The 12,765-nt window shown below is 61.8% G+C and carries 13 protein-coding genes and 1 tRNA gene; all 14 read right to left on the bottom strand.

All coding sequences use genetic code 11. The features are described from left to right. Positions 1–1,296: an NADH-quinone oxidoreductase subunit NuoF gene (gene nuoF, locus ACN9M1_RS05065; RefSeq protein ID WP_426397926.1), complete on the bottom strand. Its 1,296-nt coding sequence runs from the start codon at positions 1,294–1,296 to the stop codon at positions 1–3. Then, complete coding sequence (nuoE, locus tag ACN9M1_RS05060; RefSeq protein WP_426397925.1) at positions 1,297–1,797, bottom strand: NADH-quinone oxidoreductase subunit NuoE; 501 nt, start codon at positions 1,795–1,797, stop codon at positions 1,297–1,299. It lies immediately after the preceding gene. 115 nt (positions 1,798–1,912) lie between these two features. Continuing rightward, on the bottom strand, positions 1,913–3,166 hold the full coding sequence (locus ACN9M1_RS05055; RefSeq protein ID WP_426397923.1) for an NADH-quinone oxidoreductase subunit D: 1,254 nt from the start codon (positions 3,164–3,166) through the stop codon (positions 1,913–1,915). A 13-nt stretch (positions 3,167–3,179) separates the two neighbouring features. Then, positions 3,180–3,782, bottom strand: a complete 603-nt coding sequence (locus ACN9M1_RS05050) for an NADH-quinone oxidoreductase subunit C (protein WP_426397921.1) — start codon at positions 3,780–3,782, stop codon at positions 3,180–3,182. Between the two features lies 1 nt (position 3,783). After that, positions 3,784–4,266 (bottom strand): NuoB/complex I 20 kDa subunit family protein, encoded by a 483-nt coding sequence (locus tag ACN9M1_RS05045; RefSeq protein ID WP_004630808.1) that lies wholly within the window; start codon positions 4,264–4,266, stop codon positions 3,784–3,786. A gap of 6 nt (positions 4,267–4,272) precedes the next feature. Further along, complete coding sequence (locus tag ACN9M1_RS05040) at positions 4,273–4,632, bottom strand: NADH-quinone oxidoreductase subunit A (protein ID WP_426397919.1); 360 nt, start codon at positions 4,630–4,632, stop codon at positions 4,273–4,275. A gap of 166 nt (positions 4,633–4,798) precedes the next feature. Next, positions 4,799–4,883 (bottom strand) — tRNA-Leu (locus ACN9M1_RS05035). A 179-nt stretch (positions 4,884–5,062) separates the two neighbouring features. Continuing rightward, positions 5,063–5,422, bottom strand: a complete 360-nt coding sequence (gene secG, locus ACN9M1_RS05030) for a preprotein translocase subunit SecG (protein ID WP_426397917.1) — start codon at positions 5,420–5,422, stop codon at positions 5,063–5,065. 65 nt (positions 5,423–5,487) lie between these two features. After that, on the bottom strand, positions 5,488–6,234 hold the full coding sequence (gene tpiA, locus ACN9M1_RS05025) for a triose-phosphate isomerase (protein WP_426397916.1): 747 nt from the start codon (positions 6,232–6,234) through the stop codon (positions 5,488–5,490). 80 nt (positions 6,235–6,314) lie between these two features. Next, a complete protein-coding gene (locus ACN9M1_RS05020) occupies positions 6,315–7,319 on the bottom strand; it encodes an NAD(P)H-quinone oxidoreductase (protein ID WP_426397914.1) in 1,005 nt (334 codons plus the stop codon). A gap of 21 nt (positions 7,320–7,340) precedes the next feature. Next, positions 7,341–8,288, bottom strand: a complete 948-nt coding sequence (locus tag ACN9M1_RS05015) for an HAD family hydrolase (protein ID WP_426397912.1) — start codon at positions 8,286–8,288, stop codon at positions 7,341–7,343. A gap of 112 nt (positions 8,289–8,400) precedes the next feature. Beyond that, a complete protein-coding gene (gene pnp / locus ACN9M1_RS05010) occupies positions 8,401–10,575 on the bottom strand; it encodes a polyribonucleotide nucleotidyltransferase (protein WP_426397910.1) in 2,175 nt (724 codons plus the stop codon). 310 nt (positions 10,576–10,885) lie between these two features. Continuing rightward, entirely contained in the window at positions 10,886–11,155 is a 270-nt protein-coding gene (gene rpsO, locus ACN9M1_RS05005) for a 30S ribosomal protein S15 (protein ID WP_252683993.1), read from the bottom strand. A gap of 159 nt (positions 11,156–11,314) precedes the next feature. Next, entirely contained in the window at positions 11,315–12,574 is a 1,260-nt protein-coding gene (locus ACN9M1_RS05000) for a branched-chain amino acid ABC transporter substrate-binding protein (RefSeq protein ID WP_426397908.1), read from the bottom strand. Positions 12,575–12,765: the final 191 nt, after the last annotated feature.

Genomic DNA, 12,765 nt, shown 5'->3' with positions numbered 1-12,765 from the left:
TTAAATGTAGGTGGGCACCATGCACTGCTTGTGTTCGACGTGATACGCGAACTCATCCCAGTAGTGCTTGAGCATGCCGCGGACCGGCATCGCGGCGGCGTCGCCGAGCGCGCAGATGGTCCGGCCCATGATGTTCTCGGCCACGTTGTTGAGCAGGTCCAGGTCTTCCTGGCGGCCCTTGCCGTGCTCAATGCGATCGACCACGCGGTACAGCCAGCCGGTACCTTCACGGCACGGCGTGCACTGGCCGCACGACTCCTCGAAGTAGAAGTACGACAGGCGCAGCAGCGACTTCACCATGCAGCGCGTTTCGTCCATCACGATCACGGCGCCCGAGCCCAGCATCGAGCCAGCCTTGGCGATCGAGTCGTAGTCCATGTCGGAGGCCATCATCAGGTCCGCCGGCACAACCGGCGCCGACGAGCCACCCGGGATGACCGCCTTGAGCTTCTTGCCACCGCGCATGCCGCCGGCCAGCTCGAGGAGCTTGGAGAACGGCGTGCCCAGCGGAATCTCGTAGTTACCCGGGCGCTCCACGTCGCCGGACACCGAGAAGATCTTCGAGCCGCCGTTGTTCGGCTTGCCCATCTTCAGGTAGTTGTCCGGACCGATCGACAGCAGGAACGGCACTGCGGCAAACGTCTCGGTGTTGTTGATCGTGGTCGGCTTGCCGTACAGGCCGAAGCTGGCCGGGAACGGCGGCTTGAAGCGCGGCTGGCCCTTCTTGCCTTCCAGCGATTCGAGCAGCGCGGTTTCCTCGCCGCAGATGTACGCGCCATAACCATGGTGCGCATGCAGCTGGAAGTTGAAACCGGAGCCGAGGATGTTGTCACCCAGGAAGCCGGCAGCACGCGCTTCTTCCAGCGCCTGCTCGAAAATCTTGTATTCGTTCCAGATCTCGCCGTGGATGTAGTTGTAACCCACGGTGATACCCATCGCGTAGCCGCCGATGGCCATGCCTTCGATCAGCGCGTGCGGGTTGTAGCGAATGATGTCGCGATCCTTGAACGTGCCCGGCTCGCCCTCGTCCGTGTTGCAGACCAGGTACTTCTGGCCCGGGAACTGGCGCGGCATGAAGCTCCACTTCAGGCCGGTCGGGAAGCCCGCACCGCCACGACCACGGAGGCCCGAGGCCTTCACGTCGGCGATGACTTGTTCAGGAGAAATCTTTTCCGTCAGGATGCGCTTGAGCTGCTGATAGCCGCCGCGCTTGACGTAGTCTTCAAGGTGCCAGTTGTCGCCGTTCAGGCCAGCGAGAATCAACGGCTGGATGTGTCGATCGTGCAGGGAGGTCATTTACTTGCCTGCTCCGTTGGACGCCTTCGCCTGCAGATCGGCGATCAGCGCGTCGAGCTTCTCGTTGCTCATGAAGCTGCACATATTGGTGTTGTTGACGATCATGACCGGTGCATCACCGCACGCGCCCATGCACTCGCCTTCCTTCAGCGTGAAGTTGCCGTCGGCAGTCGTCTCGTTGAAACCGATGCCCAGCTTCTTCTTGAGGTAGTCAGCTGCGCGCTCGCCGCCCGACAAGGCGCACGGCAAGTTCGTGCACACCGACAGCTTGAAGCGGCCCACCGGCTTGGTGTCGTACATGTTGTAGAACGTCGCCACTTCCTCGACCCACACCGGCGGCATTTCGAGGTACTCGGCCACAAACTGCATGACTTCGGGCGAGACCCAGCCTTTCTCGCTCTGCGCAACCGCCAGCGCCGCCATCACGGCGGACTGCTTCTGGTCGGCGGGATATTTCGCGACCGCCCGGTCGATTTCCTTGAGAGCTTCTGCGGATAGCATGTTCGTTGCAATTGGTGCGGGACGCGGGGCGTATTGCCTGACTGCCTTACCCCGGCGTGCGTCCTCGTTTCACAGCCGCGCTTGCCAGCGCGTCAAACCGTTGTTTTCTGCGGGTTCAGCGGTCGATCTCGCCAAACACGATGTCTTGCGTACCGATGATCGTCACAGCGTCGGCGATCATGTGGCCCTTGGCCATTTCATCCAGCGCAGCCAAGTGGACGAAGCCCGGTGCACGAATCTTCAAACGGTACGGCTTGTTAGCGCCGTCCGAGATCGCGTAGATGCCGAACTCGCCCTTCGGATGCTCGACGGCGGCGTACGCCTCGCCTTCGGGCACGTGCATCCCTTCCGTGAAGAGCTTGAAGTGGTGAATCAGCTCTTCCATGTTGGTCTTCATGTCCACGCGCGACGGCGGCGCCACCTTGTGGTTATCGGTGATCACCGGCCCCGGGTTCTTGCGCAGCCACTCGATGCATTGACGGATGATGCGGTTGCTCTGGCGCATTTCTTCTACGCGCACCAGATACCGGTCGTAGCAATCCCCGTTCACGCCCACCGGGATGTCGAAATCCATGCGGTCGTACACTTCGTACGGCTGCTTCTTGCGCACGTCCCAGGCGATACCCGAGCCACGCAGCATGGCACCCGAGAAGCCCTTGTTGAGCGCACGCTCCGGGCTCACCACGCCGATACCGACCAGACGCTGCTTCCAGATCCGGTTGTCGGTCAGCAGCGTTTCGTACTCGTCGACATACTTCGGGAAGCGATTGGTGAAGTCTTCGATGAAGTCCAGCAGCGAACCCGAACGCGTTTCGTTCAGAGCGGCCAAGGCCTTCTCGTTGCGCACCTTGGATGCCTTGTATTGCGGCATCGTGTCAGGCAGATCGCGATAGACGCCACCCGGACGGTAGTAAGCCGCGTGCATACGCGCGCCCGACACCGCTTCGTACATATCGAACAGGTCTTCGCGCTCGCGGAAGGCGTACAGGAACACCGCCATCGCACCCACGTCCAGCGCGTGCGAACCGATCCACATCAGGTGGTTCATGATCCGCGTGATCTCGTCGAACATGACGCGGATGTACTGCGCGCGCAGCGGCACCTCGAGGCCCAGCAGGCGCTCAATGGCCATCACATAGGCGTGCTCGTTGACCATCATCGACACGTAGTCGAGACGGTCCATGTAGGGGACGCTTTGAATCCAGGTCTTCTGCTCGGCGAGCTTCTCAGTCGCACGATGCAGCAGACCGATGTGCGGATCCGCACGTTGAATGACTTCGCCGTCCAGCTCAAGCACCAGGCGCAGCACGCCGTGTGCGGCCGGGTGCTGCGGGCCGAAGTTCAGGGTGTAGTTCTTGATATCTGCCATGATCGGGCGCCCTTCAGTGCTTCAGACCACCGTATTGATCCTCGCGGATCACACGCGGCGTAATCTCGCGCGGCTCGATGGTCACCGGCTGGTAGACCACGCGGCGCTGCACCGGGTCGTAACGCATTTCAACGTAGCCCGACACCGGGAAGTCCTTACGGAACGGGTGGCCGATGAAGCCGTAGTCGGTCAGGATGCGGCGCAGGTCCGGATGGCCTTCGAACACCAGACCATACAGGTCGAATGCTTCGCGCTCGAACCAGTCGGCGGAATTCCAGATCGTGGTCACAGACGACACCACCGGCAGATCATCGTCCGGTGCGAACACGCGCACACGCACACGCCAGTTGTAGGTGATCGACAGCAGGTGCGACACGGCGGCAAAACGGGGGCCGTTCCAGGCGCCGTCACCATAGTCGGCGTAGTCGACGCCGCACAGGTCCATCAGCTGTTCAAATTTGAGGGATGCGTCGTCGCGCAGCGTACGCATGACGTCAAGATAGTCGGCGGCCTTCACCACGAGGGTGAGTTCACCAACCGACTCGGTCAGGCTCTGAACGCGATTGCCGAGCGCCTTTTCCAGCGCGGCTTTCAGGGTGGCAAGCTTGTCGGTCATGTCAGGCCTTGCGCGCGATGGTGTTGGTGCGGCGGATCTTGGCCTGCAGCTGGATGATGCCGTAGATCAGCGCTTCGGCCGTCGGCGGGCAGCCCGGCACGTACACGTCGACCGGCACGATGCGATCGCAGCCACGCACGACAGAATACGAGTAGTGGTAATAGCCGCCGCCGTTGGCGCACGAGCCCATCGAGATGACCCAGCGCGGCTCGGCCATCTGGTCGTACACCTTGCGCAGCGCAGGTGCCATCTTGTTGCACAGCGTGCCGGCCACAATCATCACGTCGGACTGGCGCGGTGACGGGCGGAACACCACGCCGAAGCGGTCCAGGTCATAACGCGACGCGCCGGCGTGCATCATTTCCACGGCACAGCACGCCAAGCCGAACGTCATCGGCCAGAGCGACCCGGTACGGGTCCAGTTGATCAGCTTGTCAGCAGTCGTCGTGACAAAGCCTTCGTTGAGTACGCCTTCGATCGCCATTTCACATCACTCCCAATCGAGCGCGCCTTTTTTCCAGATGTAGACGAAGCCCACGAGAAACTCGAGCAAAAAGATGCCCATCGCAATGAACCCCGGCCAGCCAATGTCGCGCAACGCCACGCCCCACGGAAAGAGGAACGCGGTCTCCAGATCGAACAAGATGAACAGGATGGCGATGAGGTAATAGCGCACGTCGAACTTCATGCGCGCGTCTTCGAAGGCTTCGAAGCCGCACTCGTACGGCGAGAGCTTGTCAGGATCGGGATTGTTCGGACCGAGAACTCGGCCGATAGCCATCAGAACGAGGCCAAGGCCCACACCGACGACGATGAACAGCAGAACGGGGAAATAGGCTTCGAGGTTCAAGGGACGCCCGCCTTTTTGAATGGTTGCAACAGCACTGCCCGCAGGCGGCGCCTTGTCGCCCCATCGAAGGCGCCGGGTCCGCAGCCTTACGACGCCTCGACTACACGTCGTCTTGCGGAGGGGCCTGCGCGGAACACTCCCGTTGAACAGACCCCGAAAATTTGATTGGTGCCGACGGCGAGACTCGAACTCGCACAGCTTTCGCCACTACCCCCTCAAGATAGCGTGTCTACCAATTTCACCACGTCGGCTGGGGGAAGAAACTTTATCAGGAAGCCAGATCAGGCCAAGGGCCCTTGCTGTTTTCCGTATTGTTTCAAGCCTCACATTCTACCGCAAAGCGAAGCTTTTGTTCAATGCACAAAGAAAAATCTTATGCTTCGTGGCGCACCGAGGATCCCGGCAGTGCGCACACGATGATTACACCCGATTATTTCGGCACGGCCGGGCCGGAGGCCGCAGCAGGAGCAGCCGGCGCCGACGCAGCGGGCACCGAAGCCGCGGGAGCCGTAGGCGAAACCGAACCCATCACACCAGCCGAAACGCTGCCCTTGTTGGTACCGATGAGCGTAAGTGCCAGCGTTGCCACAAAGAACACCGTGGCCAGCACGGCCGTCGTGCGCGACAGGAAGTTAGCCGAGCCCGTAGCACCGAACAAGCTGCCCGATGCACCGGAGCCGAAGGCCGCACCCACATCCGCGCCCTTACCGTGCTGCAACAGCACAAGGCCGATCACACCAAGCGCGCTCAGAATTTGTGCCACCAGCAGCAGAGTCTTCAGAATTGCCATTTCGCTTCTCTCAATAATGTGTTGCAGCGACATACCCACGGCATGCCGCAACGTCGACCGACCGCTTAAGCGCGACCAATCGCCAGGAAATCTTCGGCCTTCAGCGATGCGCCGCCGATCAGACCGCCATCGATGTCCGCCATCGCAAACAACTCGGCTGCGTTGTCCGGCTTCACGCTGCCGCCGTACAGGATCGACAAACGCTGCGCCACACCAGCATCACGGCCAGCAACGCGCGCGCGCAGGAACGCATGCACCGCCTGCGCCTGCTCGCTCGTCGCGGTCTTGCCGGTGCCGATCGCCCAGACCGGCTCGTAGGCGACGACGATACGACCAAGCTGCTCGACCGACAGCGCTTCCAGCACGGCATCCAGCTGACGACCGACCACCTGCTCCGTCTCCCCGGCTTCACGCTGGGCGAGCGTTTCACCCACGCAGACGATCGGGGTGATGCCATGTTCCAGCGCACGCAGGGCCTTGGTCGCCACTTGTGCGTCAGTTTCGCCGTGGTACGTGCGGCGCTCGGAATGACCGACGATCGCGTAGCCGCAGCCAAATTCCGACAGCATCGACGCAGCCACTTCGCCGGTGAAGGCACCACGCGATTCGGCCGACACGTCTTGTGCACCCCAGCCCACGACCGACCCCGTCAGCAACGACTGACACTGCGCCAGATACGGAAACGGCACACATACCGCCAGCGTGGCGTTGGTTTTGCCTGCTGCTTTGATCTGCTCAAGCAGTGCTGCATTGGCATTCAGACTGCCATGCAGCTTCCAGTTGCCTACCACCAGCTTCGGTCTTGCGTTCACGTTTTTGCCCGGTCGACTGTCAAATAAACCCGGCATTCTACCGTGGCGGCAAAAACAGGGTCAATTTTGGCGTCTTGGAATCAATCCCAAACCAACATGATCTTGCCGATGTGAGCGCTCGATTCCATCAAGGCGTGCGCCTGAGCTGCCTTTGCAGCGGGCATGACCTCATGGATGACGGGCTTGATGCGACCCGAAGCCAGCAGCGGCCAGACCTTTTCATACAGATTGGCCGCAATCGCCGCCTTGAACGCGACCGGGCGCGGCCGCAGCGTCGAACCCGTGAGCGTAATGCGTCGACGCAGAATGTCGCCCAGCGGTACCTCAGCCTTGGCACCACCAAGCAACGCGATCAGCACGATGCGGCCATCGTCCGCCGTGCAGGCAATCTCGCGAGCGACATAGCTGCCGCCGACCATATCGAGTACCACATCGGCGCCCCGCCCCGTCTCAGCTTTGACGACCTCGACAAAATCTTCGGTCTTATAGTTGATTGCACGCGTGGCACCCAGTTCGACGCAGGCGTCGCACTTGTCAGAGCTGCCCGCCGTAGCGAACACGCGATGGCCCAGGGCGGATGCAATCTGGATCGCCGTGGTGCCAATGCCGCTGGAACCGCCCTGCACCAGCAGCGTTTCACCGGCACCGTGCGCGCCCTGCCCCAACAAGCCGCGATCGAACACGTTCGACCACACGGTGAAATAGTTCTCGGGCAGCGCCGCGGCTTCGACATCTGACAGACCGGCCGGCACGGGCAGCACCTGCCCCAACGGCGCCGTACAGAACTCCGCATAGCCGCCACCCTGCACCAGTGCGCAAACGCGATCGCCCGCCTTCAGGCCGTAGCGGTTATCGGCGTGCGCCAGATCACCGCTGACGATTTCCCCCGCCACCTCCAGCCCCGGAATATCCGAAGCACCGGGCGGCACCGGATAGTTGCCCGTGCGCTGGAACACATCTGGCCGATTCACACCGGCCGCGCGCACGCGGATCAGCACTTCGCCGGCCCTCGCCTCGGGCATCGGGCGCTCGCCGAGCTTCAGCACTTCGGGGCCACCGTACTCGGTAATTTCAATCGCTTTCATGGGAATCGGATCGGGTGAGGATTACGACGCAACGCGCTTCGGTTCGACAAAATGCTGCGGGATGCCGCGCGATGTCTCGCGCAAGATTTCATCCTTGCCATGAACGATGGCGTCGGCGATCTTGCCGATATGCAATTTGAGCCACATCTCGGTCTGCGAACCAGCACGATAGTCAGCGGGACCAAAGCTATCGACACGGGCACTTGCACGCAAATTGTCGGCCTGCTCGAATGAGCGCGGGCTCTCGGGGTTGTAGACCGCATACGTGCGCCCACCGCCCTTGCGCGCCACCGAAAACGCAGGAATATCGCTCGGCCCATCGGCCACGTAGATCATGTTGGCGAACGGCACGCGGCGTTCGTCTTCAGCAATCGACGAGTTCACATTGACCGCTTCAGGGTGCTTGTTGACGCCCTTGTTGATCTCGAACAGCGCACGCGTCTTGGTGGTGTTGTCGATGGCGTAGATGACCTCCGAGATGACGGGGCAGCCATTCGCGTCAGGCGCCTCAAGAAATTCGCAGCCCCACACGCCGTCGATGTACGGGGCAATGGGCGAACCCTTGATCATCTCCGTCAGGCCGGTGCTGACGATGTAATGCTCGAGCTTGATATCGAAAGCCTGGTAGGCGCCGTTGTCGCGTACCCAGGCTTTGCTTCGCTCAAAGAAGTCCGTCACGCCCGGAAAAAATTCGAGCTCGGCACCGAGTTCGCGCAACGCCGCGTTGTTGAGGCCGGCCATTCGCCCATCGCGCACGTGGCGCAACAGCACATTCAGGTAGAACGTTTCGCGATTGACCTTCTGACCACGCGATTCGATTTCCCTTGAACCCGTTTCCACCTCATCCCAGAAACCCTGCTCGGCGATATTGAAGCGCTCGAACAGCGGCACTTGCATGTAACGCGGGATCAGCGTCTTGTCGAAATCCCAGACGACGGCGATGCGGTTTTGCTCAAACAGGCGGCTCATGATGGGGCGCGAAGACGTAACGAGAAGAACTCGCGACGCAGTGTAAACAAAAAAACGGCTGGACATCGTCCAGCCGTTTTTGGTGCGAGAAACCCCGCCGCCTTTACTACGGTTACTGCTGTTGTTGCTGCTGCTGTTGCGACACAGCTTCGCCAGCGCCCGGCGCCTGCGGTGCAGCGGCCGGCACGTCGCCTTCCTCAGCCTTGGCGGCCTTGATCGACAGACGCATGCGGCCCTTCTCGTCGGTGCTCAAGAGCTTCACGCGCACAGCCTGGCCTTCCTTCACGTAGTCGGAGACCTGGTTCACACGCTCGTTGGCGATTTCCGAGATGTGCAGCAGACCGTCCTTGCCCGGCAGGATGTTCACGATCGCGCCGAAGTCCAGCAGCTTGAGCACGGTGCCGTTGTAGATCTTGCCCACTTCGGCTTCAGCCGTGATGCCTTCGATGCGGCGCTTGGCTTCGGCCATGCCTTCCGACGAGGTCGACGCGATGGTGATTGTGCCGTCTTCGCCGATATCGATCGTGCAGCCGGTTTCCTTGGTCAGCGCCTGGATGGTCGAGCCGCCCTTGCCGATCACGTCGCGGATCTTCTCCGGATTGATCTTGACCGTGATCATGCGCGGAGCGTGCTCCGACAGCTCGGCGCGGGCGCCACCCATGGCAGCCTGCATCTTGCCCAGGATGTGCAGACGGCCTTCCTTGGCTTGCGCCAGTGCCACCTGCATGATTTCCTTGGTGATGCCCTGCACCTTGATGTCCATCTGCAGTGCGGTGATACCAGCGTCGGTACCCGCCACCTTGAAGTCCATGTCACCCAGGTGATCTTCGTCACCCAGAATGTCGGTCAGCACGGCGAACTTGTTGTCTTCCAGGATCAGGCCCATGGCCACGCCAGCCACGTGCGCCTTGAGGGGCACGCCAGCGTCCATCAGTGCCAGCGAGCCGCCGCACACCGAAGCCATCGACGACGAACCGTTCGACTCGGTGATTTCCGACACCAGACGGATCGTGTAACCGAATTCGTCAGCAGCCGGCAGCACCGGAATCAGTGCGCGCTTAGCCAGGCGGCCGTGGCCGATTTCGCGACGCTTCGGGCTGCCCACGCGACCGGTTTCGCCCGTGGCGAACGGCGGCATGTTGTAGTGGAGCATGAAGCGGTCACGGTACTCGCCTTGCAGCGCGTCGATGATCTGCTCGTCGCTCTTGGTGCCCAGGGCGGCCACCACCAGCGCTTGCGTTTCACCACGCGTGAACAGGGCCGAACCGTGCGCACGCGGCAGCACCGACGAACGGATCTCGATCGGGCGCACCGTGCGCGTGTCGCGGCCGTCGATACGCGGTTCGCCATTCAGGATCTGGCCGCGCACGATCTTCGATTCGAGCTCGAACAGGATGTTGTCGACTTCCACGCCGTCGGCTTCCACACCGGCTTCGGCCAGCTTGGCTGCGACCGACTTGTAGACTTCCTTCAGCTTCTGGCTGCGGGCCGACTTCTGGCGCAGTTGGTAAGCAGCTTGCAGATCGGCCAGGCCCAGCTCGGACACCTTGGCGGTCAGCGCTTCGTTCTTCGGTGCAGCTTGCCAGTCCCACTCGGGCTTGCCGCCTTCGCGCACCAGGTCGTGGATCGCGTTAATGGCGATCTGCGACTGCTCATGGCCGTACACCACGGCACCCAGCATGATCTCTTCCGACAGCTGGTTGGCTTCGGACTCGACCATCAGCACGGCACGCTCAGTACCGGCCATGACCAGGTCCAGCTCCGAATGCGCCAGTTGCGCGCGATTCGGGTTCAGCAGATATTGGCCATCCTTGTAACCCACGCGGGCAGCGCCCACCGGGCCGTTGAACGGCAGACCCGACACAGCCAGTGCAGCCGAAGCAGCCACCAGCGCAGGGATGTCGGCCGGCACTTCCGGGTTGATCGACAGCACGTGGATGACGACCTGGACTTCGTTGTAGAAGCCTTCCGGGAACAGCGGGCGCAGCGGACGATCGATCAGGCGCGAGGTCAGCGTTTCGTTTTCCGACGGACGGCCTTCACGCTTGAAGAAGCCACCCGGGATCTTGCCGGCGGCGTAGGTCTTCTCGAGGTAGTCGACGGTCAGCGGGAAGAAGTCTTGACCCGGCTTCGGGTTCTTGGCGCCCACCACGGTGGCGAGCACGACGGTGTCTTCCATGTCGAGCAGCACGGCACCGCTCGCTTGACGGGCGATCTCACCCGTTTCCATGCGGACCTTATGGCCGCCCCATTGGAATTCTTTGACGACCTTATTGAACATGGTCATAGCATCTCCTGTTCGGTATTCGCGGCGCGCTTCATTACGCTTCGCCGCGACAAACACGTTCCGGAAGACGGTGCGGTTGCAGCGGTGTGTTTATGCCATTCCAGCGCAGCGCTGCGGCTCAACATCGCGCTGGAATGACACAAGATTCTGCTTCCTGCCGCCCCCGGTCCTAACAATCGGCGATGTCACCGACTGCCATCATTGCCGGTTGCCCGGCGCAGCCGCAAATGCGGCCGCCAAAAACAAAATGCCTGCATCAGCATGCTGACGCAGGCACTTGTTCATCACGCGCAATGCGTGAGACCCACCATTACTTACGCAGACCCAGCTTGGCAACCAGCGCGGTGTAACGGTCAGCATCCTTGCTCTTGAGGTAGTCCAGCAGACGACGACGACGGCTCACCATCTTGAGCAGGCCACGACGGCTGTGGTGATCCTTCATGTGCGCCTTGAAGTGCGGCTGCAGTTCGTTGATGCGGGCGGTCAGCAGTGCAACTTGCACTTCCGGGCTACCCGTGTCGTTGGCGCTGCGGCCGTTATCCTTGACGATGTCTTGCTTCTTGATGTCAGCGACGGACATTTTGATTCCTTTGACTTGCGGACACTGCAGCGCCAGAAGGCCGCCGCGGGTGCCGTGTTGAACAATGATCTTGCCAACCATTCCGAATCCGGTTTGGACAGCAAGACCGCGATTATAGCCGAGAACCCCGTCCTGACGACAGTTCTGTGTCAGGCGCGCTCAATAGCGCACCATCTTGCACGTCGTCGGCAGTGCCGTTTGCGCTGCAGGAATCACTTTCAGCGTTCGAAAACCATAGGCGGAACCCTCGATGTCGAACGGCACGCCGGGCGTACCAGCGCGTTCCATCTGCGTGACAATCAGCGCTTGAATGGCTTGATGGTCCTCCGCGCGTAGCGTGATGCGGTGGAATCCGTTATCGAGCGAAGCGCCTTGCAGCGCACGCGCCACGGCACCCGCCTCTGTGGTGCCGGCACGCTCGATGGCGGCGGCCAGCATGTCGATCATCATCTGGTCACGCAGCAGCGGGTAGTCGTCAGCAGGCGACGGATAGCGCGCGCGGAAAGCCTTGTAGAACGCGTCGGACTTGGCGCCACCCAGATTTGGATGCCACTCCGCCACCGCGACCACGCGGCCGACGCCCGCCTCACCCATCGCGCCCGGCGCACCCAGCGAGTTGCCATAGAACGTGAAGAAGCGCGCCTTGAGCCCGGCATCGCGTGCCGCCTTGACCAGCAGCGTCAGGTCATTCCCCCAATTGCCGGTGATGACGGTGTCCGCGCCCGAGGCGGCAATGCGCGCCACGTACGGCGCGAAATCCTTCACCTTGCCGATGGGGTGCAGCACCTCTCCGACGATGGTCACGTCCGGCCGCTTCTCGCTCAATTGCTGGTGTGCGAGTTGCGCCACCTGGCGGCCGAAGGTGTAGTCCTGGCCGATCAAATAAACCTTCTTGACGGCCTTGTCCGCGCGGATCACTTCCGTCAGCGCATGCATGCGCATGTCGGCCGACGCATCGAAGCGGAAATGCCAGAAGCTGCAGGCCTCGTTGGTCAACGCCGGGTCAACGGCGGCGTAGTTGAGGAACAGTACGCGCGCGTCCGGATGACGCTCGTTGTAGCGTGAAATCGACGTCGACAATGCCGCCGCAGCCGCCGAGCTGTTGCCCTGCAGGACGAAGCGCATGCCTGCATCGGTGGCGGCCTGCAGTTGCAACAACGATTCATCGACGGTGTTCTTACTATCCAAACGCACCAGCGCGAGGGGATGACGACCATCAGGCAGCTTCACGCCACCGCGCGCATTCACGCCTTCGATGGCGATGCGCAGATTGCGGTCCACCGCCTCACCTGCATTGGCGAACGGGCCGGAGAGGCCCTCGATCAACGCCAGCCGGATCGGCGCAGCTTCAGGCTGGGCACTTGCCCCGCCGCACAACCCCACGGCCGCCAGCGCGGCCACGAACCAACGAAACACCATCGCAAATCTCCGTGAAGCGCGGATGGTAAAGCGGCTGCGCACGCCAACACAAGGCACGCGCAGCCGCACTTGACGCATGGGATCGTTTCAACGGCAACATCCACGCGAGGCGCATCACCTGGCGTGGATGTTCGGGTCGGCCATGTCGTGGATCGCACGGACATCGCTCTCAAAGACAGTCAGCATGGCGC

Origin of the sequence: Ralstonia sp. R-29 (assembly GCF_049913345.1) — a bacterium.
Lineage (GTDB): Bacteria > Pseudomonadota > Gammaproteobacteria > Burkholderiales > Burkholderiaceae > Ralstonia.
The sequence above is the reverse complement of the archived record's forward strand: the minus strand, read 5'-3'. Positions and strand labels throughout refer to the sequence as shown.

Bases quoted from the DNA above. Each gene is read 5' to 3' on its own strand.
- rpsO (WP_252683993.1), bottom strand. From the start codon at position 11,155: ATGTCCGTCGCTGACATCAAGAAGCAAGACATCGTCAAGGATAACGGC.
- ACN9M1_RS05000 (WP_426397908.1), bottom strand. From the start codon at position 12,574: ATGGTGTTTCGTTGGTTCGTGGCCGCGCTGGCGGCCGTGGGGTTGTGC.
- ACN9M1_RS05020 (WP_426397914.1), bottom strand. From the start codon at position 7,319: ATGAAAGCGATTGAAATTACCGAGTACGGTGGCCCCGAAGTGCTGAAG.
- ACN9M1_RS05050 (WP_426397921.1), bottom strand. From the start codon at position 3,782: ATGACCGACAAGCTTGCCACCCTGAAAGCCGCGCTGGAAAAGGCGCTC.
- nuoE (WP_426397925.1), bottom strand. From the start codon at position 1,797: ATGCTATCCGCAGAAGCTCTCAAGGAAATCGACCGGGCGGTCGCGAAA.
- ACN9M1_RS05015 (WP_426397912.1), bottom strand. From the start codon at position 8,288: ATGAGCCGCCTGTTTGAGCAAAACCGCATCGCCGTCGTCTGGGATTTC.
- pnp (WP_426397910.1), bottom strand. From the start codon at position 10,575: ATGACCATGTTCAATAAGGTCGTCAAAGAATTCCAATGGGGCGGCCAT.
- nuoF (WP_426397926.1), bottom strand. From the start codon at position 1,296: ATGACCTCCCTGCACGATCGACACATCCAGCCGTTGATTCTCGCTGGC.
- ACN9M1_RS05045 (WP_004630808.1), bottom strand. From the start codon at position 4,266: ATGGCGATCGAAGGCGTACTCAACGAAGGCTTTGTCACGACGACTGCT.
- secG (WP_426397917.1), bottom strand. From the start codon at position 5,422: ATGGCAATTCTGAAGACTCTGCTGCTGGTGGCACAAATTCTGAGCGCG.
- ACN9M1_RS05055 (WP_426397923.1), bottom strand. From the start codon at position 3,166: ATGGCAGATATCAAGAACTACACCCTGAACTTCGGCCCGCAGCACCCG.